The sequence below is a fragment of the Acinetobacter sp. 1424608 genome (genome assembly GCF_000588255.1).
GTDB classification, from domain to species: Bacteria; Pseudomonadota; Gammaproteobacteria; order Pseudomonadales; family Moraxellaceae; genus Acinetobacter; species Acinetobacter nosocomialis.
The window spans coordinates 16,946-36,847 of record NZ_JFXL01000024.1 but is presented as its reverse complement, the minus strand read 5'-3'; the positions used below and the strand labels follow the sequence as shown (position 1 = coordinate 36,847).

Below are 19,902 nucleotides of genomic sequence, written 5' to 3'. Positions count from 1 at the left end.
AAGTAAGTATTTAACATAAATATCCTAAAAAAATTTTTAAAAATCAACACTTTTTTATCTCAATAAACCCATACCGACAATGCAACACAGCCAAGCCACATTTCACATCACTACGTGCATCTGATTGCGAACGATCCTCTCTGACCATCTCCGGCCATGACTGCCCGCGGAAGTAACGATCAATAATCGCATCCATCCATTCGTCCATGATTTCGCTCTGCCCCATTAAATCTAAAACCAAGCGCTGCACAGCACGGGCTTCATTGTCATCAATTTGGCACTGGGTTTTAGATTTGGTTTTACGAAATGGGTCTAATTCACTCACAAAGTAATTGGCAATAATTTCTCTTTGTTTCTTCTTACCCAACCGTTTTAGACGTCATTGCTTCTCGGCCTGCACCATCGCTGAGGCAATTGGATTGCTATATGCGCCAGAAGGAATACCGGTAAAACTCTTTTGATCTAGCCATTCACCGAACTGATATAACCAACCTTCCAGATCGAACCGAGACCAGTCCACTGAGTGCATAACATGCTTCTTATCGATCATTACTGTCATTCATTTCCCCCAACCATTTTCTCTATCGGCTGAACCGCTAAACCTGACTTAACTTGTTCTGTACTGAACCGTAAAACTGTAAAACCCATCATTGCCGCCGAGTTGTATTTCTCCATATCCCCTATATAGCCTTTGCCTCTTGTGTGACGCCCACCACCTGCTATCCAGATCCCCCCTTCCACCTCAACCAAAATCTTCGTACCGGTAATCAGAAAATCTGCTCTCCATTTCCGTTTTAGATGAAATTTATATTCCTGTTCAAAACCGATCTTGCAAGCTTTTAAGTGTGTTGCCAGTACCGTCTCGCCTTCACTTGGCTGTCTGGTACCTTGCTTTGCTGAACGGCGCTTCTTTGTCTTCACTGGAAATAATTCACGGTATTCAGCTAAACTCATGCTAGACATACAAGCCCCTTTCAAAAGCGTAGAGCTCACCATCCAAGAGCGCTACGTTGACATCGTAGAGGTCTGTCATGTTGCCCCCTGCAATGTGCCTTTGAACCCGACTTGCTTGAGATACGGTTCCCATTGCTTGGCCTGAGCTAGATCGCTGAGTTTTGTTGATCGTAACTTTCTTCTGCAGCTGCAAACTAGCTTGCGAACTCAGGATGTTGTGAGAGTTTTTCAGCGAAGGTATGAATCTGTTTTGTCACTCAATTGGTATGGTGTGCCTGGCGAGCATCGAACCAGCGACCCTAAATTTCGGAAATCTAACTGTTCACGTGTTTAATATTTATCACATACGTTAAGTCTGCAAAGTGGTAATGCATGAGTTCATCACAAAGATTCTTTGCAGGATTGTAACATCTACTCATAGTGGGCTTTTTATTACTAACCGTTTTGCCTGAGGTGGTCTTGGAACTCTTGATCGTGTACTTTGCCATAATTAACTGGGTCGTAAACGTATCCAGTTAATATAAAACTTAAGCCTCAGCTCCTAAATACCAATTTTTCCAAGAACTGGTTCCCCTAGTTTCAATTGATACAGTTGGAATCAATTTATCTTTTAATATTTCAGTTTGTTCAACCGCTTTAGCAAGTCTTGCTTTAACGGAATGAATGCATTCTCGGTCACCAAATTCGCAGCGGTCTAAAGTTGTACCGCCACAAGGTCCGTTGGCTAAACCTTTTGGACATGTTTCAGGACAAATATACAAGGTGTCACCTAAACGGCACTGACCACAGCTTTCACAACCGACTAGGCTATGTTTACTCAGTACTTCTGTTTTTAGTAAGAGTTTGGCGATCAAAGCGTTTTCCCAAAAAGACGCTTTAAAAATAAACCGTCCGACGCCTTTAGCAATTTTTGATCCAAACATTGCTTCATGCATAACATGTAACTGACGATATTTAATTAATTGTTTAGATGTTGGCTGACGCGAAAACCGAACAATTTCAGGTGAAAACTCTTTGCCTGTCGTGACTTGCCAAAGTGAATTCCAAAGCTCTTCTAAAACGTTAAGCTCCAAATGTCTGTATTGCTCAATGTAGCTTTCAAGCAGCATTTGTTCTTCTGGCTTATGGCAGGCAGATAAGTGAATTCCAGCAAACCCTAAATGTTTACATATTAAAATTTGCAAAGCACAACGTAAATAAACACGGTCAGTGTGCCCTGCCTGTTTTTCTTCTGCCAAGACTTTTAGCATGTGAGGAGTAATTACAATACCTGCAACTTTATGCTTCACCATAAAATTAGCACGGCCCAAAGTCAGTGGCATTACACAAGCCAGTATTTGCTGCGAATAATTGTTTTTGGTTAAAAATGCTTTGGCTTGTTTTAAAGCTTCAATGTCATAGCCCAATTGGGTAATGATAAAGTCAGCGCCTGCTTTAATTTTCTTATGCAGTTTTAAATACTGTGCATCACGCTCAGCTTCAACATATTTAAACGGATTAAAAGCAACCCCTATACGAAACCCGCCATGTTGCTTAGCTGCCATTACGGCGTTTACCGACTCTAGGTAACGGCTACGAGGCTGTCCATCTCGACCATTATGGTGTTCTTTAAGTTTATCACCTGTAAGCAATAACAAGTTTTGAATATTGGCTGTTTGAGCTTGTTCTAAAAATTGCTCAAAGTCTTGTATGTCTCGGGCCTTACCTGAAAAGTGTAAGACTTTCTCTATTGAGTCAGGGTAACTTTTGCTGGCCTCAAGCGGTGCAATATCATGATCTGAATGTACACGATCTGCCAATGTCATTGCAGCCGGATATCCTGCAAACTCATGTTTCACAGGATAAATTTCATGCAGTGAAGTGAGATATTCCACCAACACAAAAAACTGGTTTTGCTGGAAGCAGGGAGAAACGTGTGACATAGGCAAAGTGCTGATCAAAACATGACATCAATCATAAGCGCGGCATTATAAATCAAAAGTGCATAAAGATGCGCTAGTCAGAAAGCTCATTGTTTTGCTTATCTTCACTCTCTTTATTTCTAGGTAATTCGAGTGAGCGAGGAAATATAAAATCGAAAGAATCGAGTGCATAGCGGTAAAGCTGAGCTGGCCGTTTTCCTACAATTTTACTGTGGTTGGTTTCTTCAACTGCGCCCGCTTCTATCATACGGCGTCTAAACGCTTTTTTATCTAAAGATTGTCCAAGAATAATTTCATAAATAGTTTGTAGCTCGGTCAGTGTAAATAACTCGGGCATGAGACTAGCTGGCAATGAGGTATAGCGAGTTTTACTGGTTAAACGCTCTAAAGCCAAGCTGAGCAATTCATTATGATCAAACGCCAATGCTAAATCTTTTGCTTTTGCTACAGGCACCCATTCACTGTATTCAGCCAATGCTTGGTGTTGATAGGCATTAAAATCAATTAAAGCAAAATACAAAATGGTTACGGCCCAGCCACGCGGGTCACGTTTAGCATTACCCACAGAGGCAACTTGTTCCAAGTAAGGTGAACTAATTCCTGTTTTTTCGACCAGCTTACGATAAGCCGTGGCCATCAAGTCTTGATCATGAGTTAAATCGGCAAAACCACCCGGTAAAGCCCATTGGCCTTTGGCTGGAAAGTTGGGGCGCTTAATGAGTAATACCTGCAACTCACCATTAAATACCGAGAAAATAGCCATATCGACCGTGAGTAAAGGTGCGTCATAATCTCGGCGATCATAACTGGCAAGGAATTCTTGTTCAGTTTGAATAGTCACGTTCAGCCTCTCAATAAAAATGATGAGCCGATACCCATGTAACGACTCATATAAACTCAGTTATGCGATGGATAAACGCTCACGAATTTGATCCAAAGTACACTCATATTGAAGTTTACCATTTTCAAAGACGGTTTTTAGTGCTCCGCCTTGTTCTTGTTCGGCTGTTTGCTCATCAAACAAGGTAAAACCATTTTCACTTTCTTCAATGCGTAATAGACCTTTCGCAGATTTTTTCACACCTGAGTCAGTAATTGGGTCTTTAAACAGCTCACGGCCTACACCATTCACTTGTCCCCAAGTCGCTTTCACAGCAAACCCAAAGGTATCGCGAGTTAAATAGTTATAGGTAAAGCTGCCGATACCAAACACCAAGTTGTTTGAAGCAAAGCCTTTGGCTTCTAGCCCTTCCAAAATACGCTGTGCACGGTCTAGGGTAATGGAGTCACCGTAAATTAAACCGACACGTTCATTAAGCACCTTATAGCCTTGGTCAGTTGTTGTACCGCCAAACACGTCCCATAAACATTCAACTGCGCCTTTATAAGCTGGGCTGCCGACTTCGGCGTCTGGGTCACCACAAATAATTTTAACAGGGTCACCAGAGTCTGGACGGAAAACCAATTTAGCCAAGCCTAAAGCATTGGGTTGTCTTGCTAAAATTTCAGATTTTAAAGCTACCGTAAACTCGGTAATCACTCGCCAAAAATCCCAAGTGTCAGACACGATGCTGACAACACCAGACGGATAAAGCTCACAGATTAAACGCTTAAAGGTTTCTAGCTCGCTGTTTTCTGTACCCATACACATCACACTGTGTTCGGTCGCTGGTACAGATACGCCAATCACACCTGTTGCATTGTAATATTCTTCTGCGTAGTCGATTGAAGCAACTGAGTCTGTTCCAATAAAACTAGTTAAGTGGCCTACACCAGATTGCGCCGCATCATAAATTCCACTCATGCCACGGCTACTAAAGTCGTGTCCTTGCACAGGTACAAAATCGAGTGGTGCACCAGTTTTGACGGCATATTGAGTTAATAAACGTTTGTACTCGTAGGCAATCGTTGCGGTAGTACAGCTTTTCCAAAGCTCAGCACTTAACACGGTTTCAATATAGTTAGTTAACCAAAAGAAACGTGAATCGGTATTAATTACAGTAAGCACGGGTACACGCATATTGACGCGGCTGCCTTCTGGCAATGCTTTAATGCGTAAAGGTAAATAGCCCAAGTCGTGTAATGCTTCAATGTGGTCAACCGGTACAGCACCTTCACCTAATGAGCTATCCATACGGCGTTTATATGCAGCCACCACTTTATCTTTAGGTTGTTTAAAAAAGCCTTCATTCCATGTATCGATTAAAAAATGTTTAATAAAACCCTGAAGACCAAAGAACACAACTTTATCGTCGAAGTCAGGCAACATTTTAGCGAGTCGAGATGAACGCGGCGTAAAGTTTGCGTACACGTACTCTGTACCTGCCGGATACTGACGTCTGTGATCGGCTTTATAAAAATCGATAGCGTTTAATGGATTAAGTTTAATAGTCATCTTTGTTCTCTTTATTTTGCTGCAAAAGCAATTACTGAAATTTTGTCTGATGGTTGTTGTGGAAGGCTGTCCGAGGTAAATAGTTGGTCAAGCAGTCCATCAAAAACCTCTATTCCTTTACTGAAAATACCGTGGGTCACGTATAGAACGACCTTATGGCAATTGAGGCGACGGAGTTCTTTGGCAATACCAATAAAAGTCGCACCGCCATCACAAATGTCATCGGTAATAACAGCTGTTAAACCCGATAAATCAGTCGCATGTACATGCGTACCTAAAATTTTGCCAGTCACTGGGTCGCGTTTTTTATCACACTGAACAATAGTGATGAGTTGTTTGCGCTCGCGGTTAAAAGCGTCTGCAACCATTTGTGTACGTGCTTTTGCGCCTTTGTCTGGGCAAATCAACACTGTTTTTTCATCTTTTAATAATGTGCTTAGCGCTTCACTCTTTTTGATGATCTCGGCTGAACTCACATTTACAACTTCGCTAAAAGAAGTATTGGCAGCAAGCAATGCTGTTGTTACTTCACTATGGCAGTCCCAAACAGTGATTTTGCCTTGTTTGCCCACTTTTTTGTCTGCGTTGATGTTAAGTAACTTCGTCATCACATCAAGCGAGAACGCTTGGCCTACTGCACAAATACGGTCCTGACGTGCATATGGAAAATACGGAATTTCTAAGTCAACGGTTAAACCCTGATTCAGCAATATATTTTCAAGTAACAAATAGTCCATCACATCGTGACTTGAGGTCATTTTGGCACGGACCAATACCTTGCCAGATAGTGAACTTAACGTTGTCTCATCAATTTGAACATGACGCTCGCCACCAGAAAACTGCGTGAATTTCACTGGAATTTCATTTCTTGCCGCATCTAAAAGCTGGATAGCCATATCATCCTCTTTTTGTCTGATGACCTTCGATGAATATATAGTGGCATAAAGCCACTATATATTTCAAGTCTATTTTTCAAACTTTTTTCAAAGCCATTTAAGACATAAAAATTTGGGGTTTTAGAGCATTTAGAGATTCAATTTTTAAGAGATATTATTCTTCAATTAATTGAAATAAAAAGTTAATTTACAAAAATCATGACGAGTAAAACTATTATTAAAAGTAGCGGATACAACTTTGCCCGCCATAAATCCGGCAGTTTTGAAATAAATTTTTCAATAAAAAAAGGAAACCATTTAGGTCTCCTCATACTCTATACAGATGGGTTAACTCTAATCAGAGACTTGTTAATATGCATCTGAATTAGGTTGCCAAATATCGATCAAGGTTCTGTAAAGCAAAGTTGATTACTGTCGCTAACTCTTCTTTCGAATATCCATCTCTTGCTTGAACTGATAATCCATGCAGAACAAGCGCGTAATATTGCCCTAAGGTTTTAGGGTCCGCCTCTGCCACCAATTGTCCGTCTGATTTTGCCTGGACAAATCGATCGACCAGACTTTGGCCCCGTGCAATACGCTGTGCTTTCATCCATTCCAAAACAGCTTGGTTTTCTTCACCTAACACACTCGCTGCCGACACAACCATACACCCATACGAATGGTTGGCTTGCGTGTAAAGGGCTAGTGCATCTTGAAATAATTGGTTTATTGCATCCTTAATATTTTTTTGCTTTAAAGCATTTAGCGCGAAATTACCTTCGTTGTTTTCATAGTGATTTACGGCCTCTCTAAACAAGGCCTCTTTTGAGCCAAACGCTTTATAAATTCGAGCTGAGGCAATCCCCAAAACTTCAACTAAATCTGACATAGATGTGCCTTCATAGCCGTGAAGCCAGAAAAAATCTCTCGCTTTTACGAGGGCTTCTTCTCGATCAAACTCTCTTGGTCTGCCAGCCATAATGACCCTTTATCCAATTTAGTACCTCTTTTTATTATTATTCGAAAAAAATATTTTCACAAATAAATCAATGAGATTTAGTCAAAATACTTTCGTTTTGTTTTGATTTTCAAATAAAAAGTTGTTTTTATCCAAAATTAAGCCTATTGTTTGTCGATCGACAACCAATTAGGTTTTATTATGAAAACCATCAAAGGCCCAAGTATTCATCTTGCTCAATTTAGTGATGATGTTTTCCCTTTTAACCGTCTAGAAGATATTGCTGCTTGGGTAGCAAACCAAGGCTTTGAAGCGGTACAACTTCCTGCTTGGGATAAGCGTTTATTTGATGTCAATTTGGCAGCAGAAAGCCAAGATTATTGCGATGAAATATTAGGTACTTTAAGCAATCATGGCTTAAAAATTAGTGAGTTAACGACTCATATTTTTGGGCAATTAATGGCTGTACACCCTGCTTATGACTCAATCTGCGATAACTTTGCCCCCTCTCATTTACATGGTAATTCAGCAGCTAGAACCGTGTGGGCAAAACAACAAATGCTCGCTTCAATTCAGGCATCTGCCCGCCTAGGGCTTAAAGACATGGGGACATTTTCTGGCTCTTTAGCATGGCCTTATGTATTTCCATTTCCTCAAAGACCGTCAGGGCTTATTGAAACAGCGTTTGATGAATTAGCACGTCGTTGGCTTCCGATTTTGAATGCTTGTGATGAACATGACGTAAACCTTTGCTATGAAATTCACCCCGGTGAAGATTTACATGATGGCATTACATTTGAAATGTTTTTAGAGCGAACTCATAACCACTCTCGTTGCCATATTCTTTTTGACCCAAGCCATTTTGTTTTGCAACAACTGAACTATCTGGAATATATCGATATCTATAAAGATTTCATTCGCATGTTTCATGTTAAAGATGCCGAATTTAACCCAACAGGCCGCCAAGGAATGTATAGCGGCTATCAAAGCTGGGAAAATCGAGCGGGTCGATTCCGTTCTACGGGTGATGGTCAAGTTGACTTTAAAGCGATTTTTTCAAAGTTGGCGCATTACGACTACGAAGGCTGGGCAACGTTGGAGTGGGAATGCTGCCTAAAAAATAAAGACGATGGCGCACGCGAAGGTGCCGAGTTCATTAAGCAAAACATTATTCATGTCACCGATAAAGTGTTTGATGACTTTGCGGCTGCCCCTGTGAATCAGACTCAAATTAATCTGTTATTAGGGATTTAAGGAACCGTAAGAGAACTCAACATGAAAACTCAGCTATTCAATGAAAACTCACATAACGAATTCCAACATCATTACATTCACATCGAAAGCAAAAAATTACACTACGTCACCTTAGGTGAAGGTCCTGCGGTATTATTAATTCCGGGCTGGCCACAAACATGGTACGCGTGGCACAAAGTCATGATTGAACTGGCCCAACAGGGTTATCGAGCAATCGCGGTTGATTTACCCGGAACAGGAAATTCAGCTCCACTGGATGGAAGTTACGATACGGGGCGTATTGCCAAAATTTTATCAATGCTCATGACTCAACTTGAATATCCAACTTATTCGGTTGTTGGCCACGATATTGGCATGTGGGTTGCCTACGCACTTGCATCGGACTTTCCTGAGTCAGTCACTCGTCTTGCGGTCACAGAGGCTGTGATTCCCGGTTTAGCGCCCGCACCTCCTATTTTTGTTGAGCCGAGTGAAAATATTTTTCTTTGGCATTTCATGTTTAACCAAACCCTAGATTTACCCGAAGCCTTAATCGCGGGCCGTGAAGATACTTATTTAAATTATATGTTTGATAAATGGTCGTGGCACAAAGATAAAGTTGCAACTGAAACTTATATTGAAGCCTATAAAATTCCGGGTCGTTTAACGGCGGGTTTTAATTATTACCGCTCTATTCCAGAGACCATTCGTCAAAATAAAATCAGAGAAACTAAAAATTTAGATATGCCAGTTTTAGCCATAGGCGCTGAACATGCTACGGATAATGCGCCGTATGAAACCATGAAAAAGGTTTCACCGCATTTAACTAGTGCGATTGTAAAAGACTGCGGTCATTTCATTATGGAAGAACAGCCAAAAATATTTAGCTCACTCATTTTAGAATTTTTGCAGCAGGAAAAAAGCCATGCCTCTACTTGCTGAAATTGAAAACTGGCTTAAGTCCAGACCTACCCCACAAGGTATAAACTCATTACAAGCGTTAAGAAAACAAGTAGATAAAGACATTATTGATCAGCAAGGTATTCAGCATGATGCAAGCTATCAACAAAGTTTTTATGTTGCTGTGTCAGAGGATGCCGAAATTGAAGTACGTGTTTATGTTCCCTATTCGCTCGAAAATGTTGAGCAACGGCCTGCTTTAGTTTTTGCACATGGTGGCGGTTGGTGTCTGGGAAGTCTAGATGCATGGAACCGCACTTGTCGGTTGTTAGCAGAATATATTCAACACGTTGTATTTTCTGTGGACTATCGCTTGGCGCCAGAGTTTAAGTTCCCAACACCCTTAAATGATTTTTTTACGGCATTACGCTATATTCATGAGAATGCTTCACTATTTGGAATTGACTCAAACCGTATAGCTGTAGGTGGAGATAGTGCGGGCGCAAATATAGCGACCGCTGCATGTCTAATGGCAAAACAACACCCAGAAATTAAGGTGAGCCATCAACTTCTTTTCTACCCTGCCTTAGATGCCACAATGAGTAGCAAATCTTATGACCAATATGCCGAAGGTTATGGTTTAGAGTCATCCACAATGGTTTATTGCTGGGATCAATATGTGCAAGATGAAAGTGAAAAACAGAATGAACTTGTAAGTCCGTTACTCGCTCAGTCTTTAAATGGACTGCCAGATGCGACCATTTTTGTGTGTGAATATGACCCGGTTCGAGATGATGGTGAAAGATATGCTCAAAAACTGTGGGATGCAGGTATTCAGGTGAACTTTCATTTGTTAGACGGAATGATTCACGGTGCGATTCACATGACAGCAATCACCTCAGAAGCAAAAGCGATCTATAGTAAAATTGCACTATAACCATCTATTTATAGCTAGCATTTATAAATACGTAGTATGTTGATTTATATGTGCTAGCTACGGTAGTTAAATCAATAATTAACTGCCAACAAGCATCACGAACAAAACCAGCATTAAAAGTAGCGGATACAATCTTGCCCGCCATAAATCAGGTAGTTTTGAGATAAATTTTTCTGAAAAATATAACCCGATCCATGTTCCATCAACTAAGAATAAAGCAGCTTCAAACCAGATTAGACCGATAAATCCACTAGGTGCCCATGTAGATTGCCAAAGTGACAACACACAATAGGTTAGCGTTGCAGTTAAAGACAAAGGCAGCGTGAGAATATTTGCAATAGCCGCAGCCTCTGCCATAGAACTACCCCGCCGCCGCAACAAAGGAACTGTCATTACACTGCCACCCACACCTAAAAGTGCTGCAACCCAGCCAATTATTCCGCCTTTAATGAGTTCACTGTTTTGACCATAGTTTTGCGTTTGTCTTGATGCCACCATAAAGCCTGGTCGGTAATAACAATCAATAATGGTTATGAACACATAACCCATAAATATCCAGCGAAGCCAATTTCCATTAAATAATGAAGCCATGACCGCACCGACAACTCCACCCAATGCGATACCACTCCATAAAAAGCGGATTTTTTGCCAATCAATCTGTCCGGACCGATAGTGTCGAAAAGTTGCAAAACTTGCCGAACACAGTATCACAAAAGCTGATGTAGCTACGGCGATTTGCATCGCATGTATCCCAACCATACTTTCGTTACTGTACTTTTGAATAATGACTGTATAAAGCAAAGGTACAGCAACAAAACCGCCGCCAAAACCAAATAACCAAGTGGTAACACCGGAAAGTAGTCCAAATAAAAATAGCTCATATAGCATCGTTATCTTCCTCACATTTATAGAGGCATGATATAAAATAGCTCTATGGCAAACTAACGTAGAAAAGCCATCTTTTTATTTATTTCAGCCAAAAATATATGCGTAATATTCCAATTAACGATGTAGACCATCTACCGCAAGTGGTTTTAGCGTTAGGGTCAGATTATCCTGCTGATACTTTGTTAGATACGCATAGCCATCGCCGTGCTCAGTTCTTATATGCACCCGAAGGGCTTATGAAAGTTGAAACTGAAGATGGACAATGGCTCGTGTTACCGTACAGTGGGGTATGGATACCCGCAGGCAAACCACATCAGGTATGGCTATCTAAAGTCAGTACTTATAGTTTGTATATAGAAGTAAGTAATGCCCCAAGACAGGCAAACTATTGCGAGGTCGTGCAAGTTTCACCGTTAATGCATCAGTTACTGATTCAAGCAAATCAACTGCCTGTTGACTACCAACGTTCAGGCCGTGACGGCGCTGTTATCGATTTATTGTTATATGAGTTAGAAGCTGCACCAGCCCTGCCTCTGTTTATTCCATTGCCTCACAACACATTACTATCAAAACAGTGTGCTGAGTTTATGGAGCACCCCGATATTCATAGCAGCCCTAAAGATTGGGCACATGGCCACAATAAAAGTGAGCGGACTTTTCATCGTTGGTTTAAGTCAGAAACGGGCATGTCATTTCAGGCTTGGCGTAATCGAGTCTGCATCATCTATGCTTTAAATGCGTTAAAAGCAGATATCTCGATTACTGAAATTGCCTTTAGTTTGGGCTATGAGCACTCGGCAGCATTTACTGCAATGTTCAGTAAAATTATGGGTTATCCGCCTACCCATTTTCAAAAAAGATTTCATACGCATGATAAAGCGCTATAAAGATTTACTCATGTGAATGGTGTCATAGGTATCGATCCATTCTCTTTTAATAACATCAAAGCCTTGAAGCCGCCAAAACTCTTCAGCCGCAGGTAAAAATGGATGGGTATGCAAATACAAAGTGGTAATTTCATTCTTTTGTGCATGGCTAAACAACATGTCACATAGCATGGTTGCGATGCCATTACGACGGTATTCAGGCAATACAAACAACTTAACCACTTCCACTGTATTAGATGGCAAATTTAAATCAAAACGATGGTCATAAGCCCGATATGCAATGGTGCCAATAATGCGGCTTTTATCTTTTACCGTAATAAAGCAACCTAGTGGATCATTAACATAATATTGCCCAAAATTTTTTAAATCTTTGGGAACTTGCCCATGATAGATTTCTGGGAATAATAAATGTCTTGTATAAAGTGCAAACTCTACAGCAGATGCATAGTCTGATTTGTCTGCTAGATGATAGTGAAAAGTCATATTTATAGCCAAGAATGATCAGGGATAACAATGGTTTTGTCTTGAATCATGGCTTCATGGAACTCAACATCATAGACACTTTTTAAAAACTTCGGATCGGTGATTCGTGTCTTAGACTCAGGCTTAACCACCTCATGTTGGCGCATAAAAAACAAATGATCTGCAAATAAAAAAGCCAAGTTAGGATCATGCATAATTGCAATCACCGTAAAATTTTGCCGCGACAAGTGACGCAATTTTTTCATTAAATAAGACTGGTAATAAACATCGAGATGGTTGGTTGGCTCATCAAGCAAAATGACTTTCGGTGCTTGTACTAAAATGCGGGCAATCATAACCAATTGCCGCTCACCTCCCGATAGTTCGGTATAAGGACGGTCACGCAAATGCTCGATGTCTAAATCAAGTAAAGCTTGATCTACACGTTCCCAATCTGATTTAGAAGGTCTATATCTGCTGAAAGCGGCACGTCCCGTAATTACTACATCCTTAACTAAAAAAGGAAATACAGTTTTATGAAACTGCGGTAAAAAGCCGAGTAATGCAGCCCGATCTTTACCTTTAAAGTCCGATAATGGTTTTCCAGAGTAACGGATTAGTCCATCTTTTAAGGGCTCTAGGCCCGCCATCAATTTAAAAAGTGTCGATTTACCACAACCATTACGCCCTAAAATGACGGAAAACTGATTTTCAGGAAACTCCAGATGAATGTTTTTGAGAACCTGTTTATGCCCATAGGCATAATTTAACTGATCAATTTGAATCATGCCCAATGAGTCCTCTGTGTTTTCATTAATAATAAGAAAAATGGCGCACCAAGTAGCATGGTAAAAATACCAATCGGTATTTCAAAGGTTAGTAAAACCCGAGAAAAGTTATCAATCATGAGTAGAAAACTACCGCCTAACACCATGTTGGCAGGAATGCTGTAGCGGTGATCTGGCCCCACCAACATTCTCACAATATGCGGCATAAAGAGTCCATATAAACTAATAATGCCAGCAGCAGCCACAGAAGTTGATGTACATACAGTCACTAAAACAATTAAAAGAAGCTGTTCCCACCTTGGGTTAACACCCACCGCCTGCGCTTCTTCAGCACCGAGTGCCATTAAGTTTAAACGCCAACGCATTGCAAATAATCCAGCAAGGCCAATACAAATAGGAAGCACGGCGTATTGAACCTTTTGCCAAGACGCCTGATGTAAGTTGCCCATCGTCCATTGCACAATGGCTTGTAATTTAAATGGATCACTTAAATATTGAATAACCGTAAGTCCTGCTAAAAACAACCCCGAAACAATCATGCCCGATAAAATTACCATCACTAAAGACGTCTGGCTTTCATGTTTTTGATGTGCAAATAAATACGTTAAAGCAACAGCACACACGCCAAAAACAAAGGCGGATAGATTTGGTGAAAGCCAACTTAGAGAAAGTGCCAAAGCTGCACCAAACGCGGCACCAGAAGAAATACCGAGTACATACGAGTCAACCAAAGGGTTACGAAACAATGCCTGTAAACCGTTACCCGCTGTTGCTAACGCAGCTCCCACCATAAAGGTCAGTAAAATTCTGGGTAATCTGACATTGACCAGTATGTTTTGCATTAGCCTAAATTGTTCAGCATCAAAATATGGTGTAGCAAAGACTGCTTGCACACCCCACCGCAAATAGTCCCATGCACTCAAGGTCTGCGTTGGCCCAATGAGCAACGAAATAAAAATCATGACGAAAGGTAACGGGTAAAACCAATAATATTTCAGTTTTTCCATATTCATTGCACCAACGCTTTGGCAAGCTGCTCACCATACAACTTAGTTAAAATACGCTGTTGTAAAGCACTTACAGGTAAATCAGACTGTTCAGGATAAATACTATGATTCAAATAAATCGCCGTAATAATAATTTTGATGGTGTGCGGGTTATATATAAATGCAGGACTCAAATTAAATACCTTTCGGTTTTGTACAGCGCTTAAACCCTGTAATTCTTTTCGTTCATAAATCAGTTTAGGGCTGGTATTCCAAAGCACAATATTGTCGGGGTTCCATTCAATTAATGTCTCAGGGTTTACGTTGGGTTGGTTAGCAGCGGTCTGAACAATATTGTACGCACCCGCTAGCTCAATAAAATCGTTGGTAATCGACTGACGTCCCGAGGTAGAAAAAATTCGGCCACCAGACCAAGCATAGTAAATCGATTGTTTATTTGGCTGACGTGCAGTTTTGGCTGCAACTTCTGCCACAATTTCATCCGAAAAACTTAAAATTTCTTGAGCTCGCTTTTGGGCACCGCTAAGAATAGCAATTTCAGATAACTCTTCTTTTACTTGCTGGTAGGTACCAGACTCCATGACATATACAGCAATGCCGAACTGCCGCAACAGTTCAATTGTTTGAGTCTGCCCGCTCCCTACAATCACCAGATCAGGTTTTAACAACACAAGACTTTCAATATTGGTTGCATTTGCCCCTTGTGAAGGCGTCGCAAGCTGCTTATTGGCGATACGTTTATCTATTTTTGAATAGGCATTAAATAATAAAGGTTGGATGTATACTTCGGCCGGTATGCCAATCACTTTATGACCTTGCCCTAGCATATAGAGGCCATCTAAACCCGACTCAAACAAAGAAACAATTCTTTGGGCAGGTTTGACTACACAGACTTTTGTATTTGTACTATCAAAAACACATATCGAATGGGAAGTTGAGTTTTCTTGAGTTTTTCTATTTTGCTCAGATGAAGAGCATCCGCATAGAATCAATAATGTGAGTATGGGAGCCAACAACCTCATGATGGCCCCAAATGCACAGACATAGTGCAAAATATAAAGATGTGTTTATTTAGTGCATTTTTCATGTAAAAAAACACCATAAGTGAGCAAGACTATTTGAATGATCATTAATACGTTAGCAAATTAAAAGTTGTGAAGAAGATAATTATGATTAAGCAATAAAAATGCCAGCACTACAAATGAGTTTGAATATGCAGCAGAACGAATCTGCTGCTTTTTATAAATAAATTAAAATATACCGATCTTAAGTAAAGCAATAATTACACATGATTCATGCGTTCTAATTCACGAATTAAGCCAGAATGATCAAGCTCACCGTCTCCGGCAGCAAGCATATTTTCGAATAATTGGCTGACTTTTTGGGCAATAGGTAAATTCAACTCAAGCGATTTCGCATAGCTAACGGCTGTATGAATGTCTTTATGCTGGTTTCGAGCTGTACCTCCCGGTTTAAAATTTCGACTTAGCATACGCTCGCCATGTTGCTGTAAAATTGGAGAATCTGCAAAACCGCCTGTGAGCGCTTGTTTGAGCTTAATAGGATCAGCTCCAGCTTTACTGGCAAGCAATAAGCCCTCGCTTACAGTTGCAATGGTAGTTGCTACTATCATTTGATTGACAAGTTTTGCGAGCATTCCACAGCCAGCCCCGCCCACTAAAATTGGGCGTCCCATTGCACTTAAAATAGTTTCAGCTTGTGAAAATGTTTTAGCTTCATCACCTACCATAATAGCAAGACTTGCATTTTGGGCGCCTTTTTCTCCACCAGAGACTGGAGCATCTAAATATTTAAATCCTCTTTCTCTGCATTTTTCACTTTGTGCTTTTGCAACATCAACGGGTATCGAACTCATGACAATGACCGTACTTTCAGGTTTTAGCTGTGAAGTCGCGCCGTGTTCTTTAAACAGGATTTCATCACAGGTTTTTCCATCGCTAAGCATACAGACTAGAATCTCTACATCTTTCCCGACTTGTTCAAGGTCAGAGCAAACTTGGGCACCAGCTTCTTTTAAATTATCTGCTTTAGATAAAGTTCTATTCCAAACCTTCATTTGATGGCCTGCTTTGAGTAAATGCATAGCCATCGGCAGCCCCATAATGCCTGTCCCCACAAATCCGATGGTCGCCATTATTTCATCTCCGTAGCAGTTCGAACTTTAAGTTGCTGTTGTTCTACTTTTAAACTATTCGATTTTAACTTTGCTAATAACAACAAGCCCAAACCACCCATTGCTACAAAGCCAGCAATCGCAAGGAATGCCACTGTATAGGTGCCTGTGGTGGTATATAAATATCCGGTTAAATATGGACCAGTAAAACCACTTAAATTACCTACCGAGTTAATTAATCCAATTCCTGCTGCAGCACCCACACCTGTTAGAGTTTGACCAGGAATGGTCCAGAAAATGTTAATTGCGCTAAATACACCAATCGCAAGAAGAATAAAGCCCACAATAATGGCCCAAGGCTGATTCACAATAAGTGCAATCGCAATAGCTAACGCCGCCATAAGTGCAGCACAAGCACCGTGTTTATAACGTTCTTGTTTACGGTCAGAACGGCGGCTCCCTAAAACCATCCCAACAGCTGCAAATGCATATGGAATTGCGGTGAGTAAGCCATTTTGAATAAGGCTAATTTGCATACCAAATGTGTTACGGAATGACTCTAAAACACTTGGTAAGAAGAAGAACATCGCATTTGAACCAGAGGTAATACCAAAATAAACAACCGCCATAATCCAAACCAAAGGATTTTTAAACACTTGTTTAATGAGTTCACCTTTAGTTAAAGCGGCATCGGCAGATTGCTCTTTTTCTCTTTCTTCACGCTCTAGTGTAGACATTAACCATTGGCGCTGCTCAGCCGTTAACCACTCTGCTTCTTTCGGGTTATTGGTTAAATATTTAAGACAGATTAATCCTAAAATAATGGAAGGGATCCCTTCTAGCACATACATCAAACGCCAACCTTCATAACCAATGGTATTACCCCATTGCATAAGGCCAACTGAAATTGGTGCTCCAATAATTTGAGCAATTGGCAATCCAAGATAAAACGTTGCAAAAACTCGGGCACGATACTTTGCAGGAAACCATAAGGTTAAATAAAAGATCACACCGGGAAAGAAACCTGCTTCAGCAATACCCAGTAAAAAACGTAAAACAATAAACTGCGTACCGCTATGAATAAAACCCATGAGTGCTGCAATGATTCCCCAAGTAATCATGATTCGGGCAATCCAGATTCGCGCTCCAAACCGATGAAGCAAGATATTACTCGGCACTTCTGCAATAAAATAACCTAGAAAAAATACACCTGCACCTAAACCAAAAATGGTTTGAGTAATTCCAAGTGCATCATTCATATGTAACGCAGCAAAACCAATATTGGTCCTGTCTAGAAATGCCATAATGAATAAAATAATGAGAAACGGGATAATTCGGTTCGAAATACGTTTGATTGTCTGCTCTTCGAGAGCAGTTACATTTTTGATATCTTCCATAATAACTCTCACATCAACTGGCGATCACTGCCATTAATTTTGGGTATCTTCTATATGTGCCTGAATCACGCTTTCAAAATTTTTATCTGCTTGGAAACCTAAAGATTCGGCATATTCAGCTTTCACCTGAACAGGCCAACTTTGAACAATACGTTGAATGGTTTTATCTTCTTGCCATTGCACCAAATCAGTTGCTTGTTTGCCTGCAACTTTTTCAAGTGCCTCAAGCATTTGTTTTACGGTAACGGTTAATCCCGGTAGAGGAATAATTCGGTTATCTTGAAGTACATCTGAAGAAATTGATGCCGCTTTAATCATTGATTCAACACAACGTCGCGGTGAAGTAATAAAAACTGGAGTATCTGACTGGACTGGGCAAACGGCCGTTTCACCTTTTAACGGTTCGCGAATGATTGAACTAAAAAATGTCGATGCCGCTTTATTAGGTTTACCAGGACGAACCACAATAGTCGGTAGTCTTAAAATACGGCCATCAATAAAGCCTTTTCTTGAGTAATCCGAGACCAGCAATTCTCCTACTGCTTTTTGCATGCCGTAAGAAGACTTTGGTGTAACCACTGTCTCATCTGTCACAACCTCTGGTAATTGGCCACCAAATACAGCACAACCGCTAGCAAAAATGACTCGAGGCGTGGTTTGTTTCTTTCTGAGTTCTTCTAATAAATTTAAGAGTCCATACAGATTAACATCCATACCTAAATCAAAATCAGCCTCCGCTGCCGAGCTCACCACAGCAGCCAAGTGCCAAACGACATCAATATTTTCTGTAATATGAGCAACTGTAGTTTTATCGGTAATATCACCGACAATCACTTCAACTCTTGGATCTTGTGGCACATCATCGCCAGCAAATGCATCAAACAGAATAATTTTATCGATGGACTGCGGTTTATTGTCATCTAAAGTCAAACTGCCAGCCTTTAAGATCTCTTTAGCAATTTGTTTTCCAATAAAACCAGTTCCACCTGTGATTAGCACATTCATACAGAGGTCCTTTCCTAGTTTTTATTCACTTAAAAACTTTTGTAATTGTCGTGAATTAAACGATAAGGACTCCTTTCAATAATTTCCAATGAATAATTTCTAAATATTGATAACTTTTTAATATCAGTTTTATATTTATAAATTTATAAAACAAAACAGGTTTTTTCTTTTTATTTTAAAGCCTCAAACCTAATCATAGTTTGAGGCTGAATTGTTTATTTACGTTTTGCATTTTTAAGTAAGATATTAATAAATGCTGCTGCAATATCAGACACTGGTTCATCTTTACGCGTCAAAATTCCATAATCCTGTGCATCTAAAATTAGATCTGTTTCTAAAATCTGTAGTTGCCCTTCTTTTACCTGATCGATCACCATAGCTTCGGGCAACATTCCTACCATAGGCGCACCTTTTAATATCTGCAAAAAGGTCTGCATCGACATGGTATTGACTGTATTTAAAGGAATTTTGACTTTAGCTCGGGCAAATGCGCCTTCCATACGTTGTCGAATTGGTGTCCCTTTAGGATAGAGTACCCACGGCCAATTTAATAATTCTTCTAATGTACAAAACTTCTTCTTAGCACATGGATGAGCATTATTAACAACAATACAAAACGGCTCTGGGCCTAAAGGTTGGAAATCAAAAAACTGGCTTTGCGTTACATCGGTAAAACGACCTATGGCTAAATCTAAAGTATGCTCACTTAGCATTTCCATTAAATGGTCACTGGTTTGCTCAACAACATCGATAGAAAGTAAGGGCCATTGTTTTTTAATCTCAATAATTGAGTTTGGAATCACCACTGCGGTTGCGGCAAAGATACCACCAACTTTTAAAAAACCGTGACCACCTAATCGTAAAATTTCAATGTCTTCCACAAAATGCTTTGCATCATTTAACACACGCTGCGCATATCGAATTACATGTTCACCCAAGGCTGTTACTGGCATATTTCGGGGTAACCGTTCAAAAACAGGAAAGCCCAGTAATCCTTCTATTTCCTTTAGCATTTTACTCACCGCAGGCTGACTTAGGTTCATCTGCTCGGCGGCCAAATGCATGTTATTGGTTCTAGCCAAAGTTTCTAATAGCACTAAGTGTTTAAATTTCAACCAATTATTTAAGCTTGTATAAGTCAAATCCGCCATTTTCAA

19 protein-coding genes and 2 pseudogenes are annotated in these 19,902 nt (G+C 40.3%); 4 read left to right on the top strand and 17 right to left on the bottom strand.

Features of this window, described 5'->3' with window-relative positions; genetic code table 11:
- Positions 1-43: 43 nt before the first annotated feature.
- The 8 genes and pseudogenes from J678_RS23780 to J678_RS20775 form a co-directional block, all read right to left on the bottom strand.
- Positions 44-559 (bottom strand): annotated as a pseudogene (locus tag J678_RS23780) (hypothetical protein).
- Entirely contained in the window at positions 556-963 is a 408-nt protein-coding gene (locus J678_RS20800) for a DUF559 domain-containing protein (RefSeq protein WP_017392724.1), read from the bottom strand. Before J678_RS20800 ends, J678_RS23780 begins: the two are co-directional and overlap by 4 nt.
- A 518-nt stretch (positions 964-1,481) precedes the next feature.
- A complete protein-coding gene (locus tag J678_RS20795) occupies positions 1,482-2,876 on the bottom strand; it encodes a methylenetetrahydrofolate reductase C-terminal domain-containing protein (protein ID WP_017392723.1) in 1,395 nt (464 codons plus the stop codon).
- A 73-nt stretch (positions 2,877-2,949) separates the two neighbouring features.
- Positions 2,950-3,717: an NUDIX hydrolase gene (locus J678_RS20790; RefSeq protein ID WP_017392722.1), complete on the bottom strand. Its 768-nt coding sequence runs from the start codon at positions 3,715-3,717 to the stop codon at positions 2,950-2,952.
- Positions 3,718-3,777: 60 nt separating this feature from the next.
- The gene (locus J678_RS20785; protein WP_017392721.1) at positions 3,778-5,271 is read right to left on the bottom strand and encodes a nicotinate phosphoribosyltransferase; all 1,494 of its coding nucleotides are present in this window, start codon (positions 5,269-5,271) and stop codon (positions 3,778-3,780) included.
- 11 nt (positions 5,272-5,282) lie between these two features.
- Entirely contained in the window at positions 5,283-6,167 is an 885-nt protein-coding gene (locus tag J678_RS20780; RefSeq protein WP_017392720.1) for a phosphoribosyltransferase family protein, read from the bottom strand.
- A gap of 182 nt (positions 6,168-6,349) precedes the next feature.
- Positions 6,350-6,454, bottom strand: a pseudogene (locus J678_RS23600) (sulfite exporter TauE/SafE family protein); the annotation flags it as partial.
- A 77-nt stretch (positions 6,455-6,531) separates the two neighbouring features.
- A complete protein-coding gene (locus tag J678_RS20775; RefSeq protein ID WP_000919032.1) occupies positions 6,532-7,128 on the bottom strand; it encodes a TetR/AcrR family transcriptional regulator in 597 nt (198 codons plus the stop codon).
- Positions 7,129-7,308: 180 nt separating this feature from the next.
- Between J678_RS20775 and J678_RS20770 the strand changes: the two genes are divergently transcribed.
- Genes J678_RS20770 through J678_RS20760 form a run of 3 tightly spaced genes read left to right on the top strand, consistent with a single transcriptional unit; the run spans position 7,309 to position 10,177 of the window.
- Positions 7,309-8,361 (top strand): sugar phosphate isomerase/epimerase family protein, encoded by a 1,053-nt coding sequence (locus J678_RS20770; protein WP_017392719.1) that lies wholly within the window; start codon positions 7,309-7,311, stop codon positions 8,359-8,361.
- Positions 8,362-8,382: 21 nt separating this feature from the next.
- Positions 8,383-9,282, top strand: a complete 900-nt coding sequence (locus tag J678_RS20765) for an alpha/beta fold hydrolase (RefSeq protein WP_017392718.1) — start codon at positions 8,383-8,385, stop codon at positions 9,280-9,282.
- Positions 9,266-10,177 carry an alpha/beta hydrolase gene (locus J678_RS20760; protein ID WP_017392717.1) on the top strand — a complete coding sequence of 304 codons (912 nt, stop codon included), beginning with the start codon at positions 9,266-9,268 and terminating at the stop codon, positions 10,175-10,177. Before J678_RS20765 ends, J678_RS20760 begins: the two co-directional genes overlap by 17 nt.
- A 78-nt stretch (positions 10,178-10,255) precedes the next feature.
- Here J678_RS20760 and J678_RS20755 read toward each other — a convergent pair whose 3' ends face one another.
- Positions 10,256-11,065 (bottom strand): sulfite exporter TauE/SafE family protein, encoded by an 810-nt coding sequence (locus J678_RS20755; RefSeq protein ID WP_017392716.1) that lies wholly within the window; start codon positions 11,063-11,065, stop codon positions 10,256-10,258.
- Between the two features lie 98 nt (positions 11,066-11,163).
- Here J678_RS20755 and J678_RS20750 point away from each other — a divergent pair, with 98 nt between their 5' ends.
- Complete coding sequence (locus tag J678_RS20750) at positions 11,164-11,952, top strand: AraC family transcriptional regulator (RefSeq protein WP_017392715.1); 789 nt, start codon at positions 11,164-11,166, stop codon at positions 11,950-11,952.
- On the opposite strand, the gene J678_RS20745 is transcribed toward J678_RS20750, so the two are convergent.
- The 8 genes from J678_RS20745 to J678_RS23595 all read right to left on the bottom strand — a co-directional run bounded on the left by J678_RS20745 (position 11,947) and on the right by J678_RS23595 (position 19,896).
- Positions 11,947-12,435 (bottom strand): GNAT family N-acetyltransferase, encoded by a 489-nt coding sequence (locus J678_RS20745; RefSeq protein WP_017392714.1) that lies wholly within the window; start codon positions 12,433-12,435, stop codon positions 11,947-11,949. The two genes, J678_RS20750 and J678_RS20745, sit on opposite strands and share 6 nt — an antisense overlap.
- Positions 12,436-12,437: 2 nt before the next feature.
- Entirely contained in the window at positions 12,438-13,202 is a 765-nt protein-coding gene (locus tag J678_RS20740) for an ABC transporter ATP-binding protein (RefSeq protein ID WP_017392713.1), read from the bottom strand.
- Positions 13,199-14,209: a FecCD family ABC transporter permease gene (locus J678_RS20735; RefSeq protein ID WP_079378076.1), complete on the bottom strand. Its 1,011-nt coding sequence runs from the start codon at positions 14,207-14,209 to the stop codon at positions 13,199-13,201. Before J678_RS20735 ends, J678_RS20740 begins: the two co-directional genes overlap by 4 nt.
- A gap of 2 nt (positions 14,210-14,211) precedes the next feature.
- Positions 14,212-15,231, bottom strand: coding sequence for an ABC transporter substrate-binding protein (locus J678_RS20730; RefSeq protein WP_025466088.1), 1,020 nt, complete (start codon positions 15,229-15,231; stop codon positions 14,212-14,214).
- Positions 15,232-15,491: 260 nt separating this feature from the next.
- Complete coding sequence (locus J678_RS20725; RefSeq protein ID WP_017392710.1) at positions 15,492-16,364, bottom strand: NAD(P)-dependent oxidoreductase; 873 nt, start codon at positions 16,362-16,364, stop codon at positions 15,492-15,494.
- A complete protein-coding gene (locus tag J678_RS20720) occupies positions 16,364-17,740 on the bottom strand; it encodes an MFS transporter (RefSeq protein WP_032027482.1) in 1,377 nt (458 codons plus the stop codon). The genes J678_RS20725 and J678_RS20720 overlap by 1 nt, the downstream gene beginning before the upstream one ends.
- 33 nt (positions 17,741-17,773) lie before the next feature.
- Positions 17,774-18,745, bottom strand: coding sequence for a D-erythronate dehydrogenase (denD, locus tag J678_RS20715; RefSeq protein ID WP_017392708.1), 972 nt, complete (start codon positions 18,743-18,745; stop codon positions 17,774-17,776).
- 215 nt (positions 18,746-18,960) lie between these two features.
- The gene (locus J678_RS23595; protein WP_017392707.1) at positions 18,961-19,896 is read right to left on the bottom strand and encodes a LysR family transcriptional regulator; all 936 of its coding nucleotides are present in this window, start codon (positions 19,894-19,896) and stop codon (positions 18,961-18,963) included.
- Positions 19,897-19,902: the final 6 nt, after the last annotated feature.

Excerpts from the sequence above, each read along its gene's own strand:
- J678_RS20745 (WP_017392714.1), bottom strand. The coding sequence starts at position 12,435 with ATGACTTTTCACTATCATCTAGCAGACAAATCAGACTATGCATCTGCT.
- J678_RS20720 (WP_032027482.1), bottom strand. The coding sequence starts at position 17,740 with ATGGAAGATATCAAAAATGTAACTGCTCTCGAAGAGCAGACAATCAAA.
- denD (WP_017392708.1), bottom strand. The coding sequence starts at position 18,745 with ATGAATGTGCTAATCACAGGTGGAACTGGTTTTATTGGAAAACAAATT.
- J678_RS23595 (WP_017392707.1), bottom strand. The coding sequence starts at position 19,896 with ATGGCGGATTTGACTTATACAAGCTTAAATAATTGGTTGAAATTTAAA.
- J678_RS20775 (WP_000919032.1), bottom strand. The coding sequence starts at position 7,128 with ATGGCTGGCAGACCAAGAGAGTTTGATCGAGAAGAAGCCCTCGTAAAA.
- J678_RS20765 (WP_017392718.1), top strand. The coding sequence starts at position 8,383 with ATGAAAACTCAGCTATTCAATGAAAACTCACATAACGAATTCCAACAT.
- J678_RS20755 (WP_017392716.1), bottom strand. The coding sequence starts at position 11,065 with ATGCTATATGAGCTATTTTTATTTGGACTACTTTCCGGTGTTACCACT.
- J678_RS20725 (WP_017392710.1), bottom strand. The coding sequence starts at position 16,364 with ATGGCGACCATCGGATTTGTGGGGACAGGCATTATGGGGCTGCCGATG.
- J678_RS20800 (WP_017392724.1), bottom strand. The coding sequence starts at position 963 with ATGTCTAGCATGAGTTTAGCTGAATACCGTGAATTATTTCCAGTGAAG.
- J678_RS20795 (WP_017392723.1), bottom strand. The coding sequence starts at position 2,876 with ATGTCACACGTTTCTCCCTGCTTCCAGCAAAACCAGTTTTTTGTGTTG.
- J678_RS20760 (WP_017392717.1), top strand. The coding sequence starts at position 9,266 with ATGCCTCTACTTGCTGAAATTGAAAACTGGCTTAAGTCCAGACCTACC.
- J678_RS20770 (WP_017392719.1), top strand. The coding sequence starts at position 7,309 with ATGAAAACCATCAAAGGCCCAAGTATTCATCTTGCTCAATTTAGTGAT.
- J678_RS20785 (WP_017392721.1), bottom strand. The coding sequence starts at position 5,271 with ATGACTATTAAACTTAATCCATTAAACGCTATCGATTTTTATAAAGCC.
- J678_RS20740 (WP_017392713.1), bottom strand. The coding sequence starts at position 13,202 with ATGATTCAAATTGATCAGTTAAATTATGCCTATGGGCATAAACAGGTT.
- J678_RS20735 (WP_079378076.1), bottom strand. The coding sequence starts at position 14,209 with ATGGAAAAACTGAAATATTATTGGTTTTACCCGTTACCTTTCGTCATG.
- J678_RS20730 (WP_025466088.1), bottom strand. The coding sequence starts at position 15,231 with ATGAGGTTGTTGGCTCCCATACTCACATTATTGATTCTATGCGGATGC.
- J678_RS20750 (WP_017392715.1), top strand. The coding sequence starts at position 11,164 with ATGCGTAATATTCCAATTAACGATGTAGACCATCTACCGCAAGTGGTT.
- J678_RS20780 (WP_017392720.1), bottom strand. The coding sequence starts at position 6,167 with ATGGCTATCCAGCTTTTAGATGCGGCAAGAAATGAAATTCCAGTGAAA.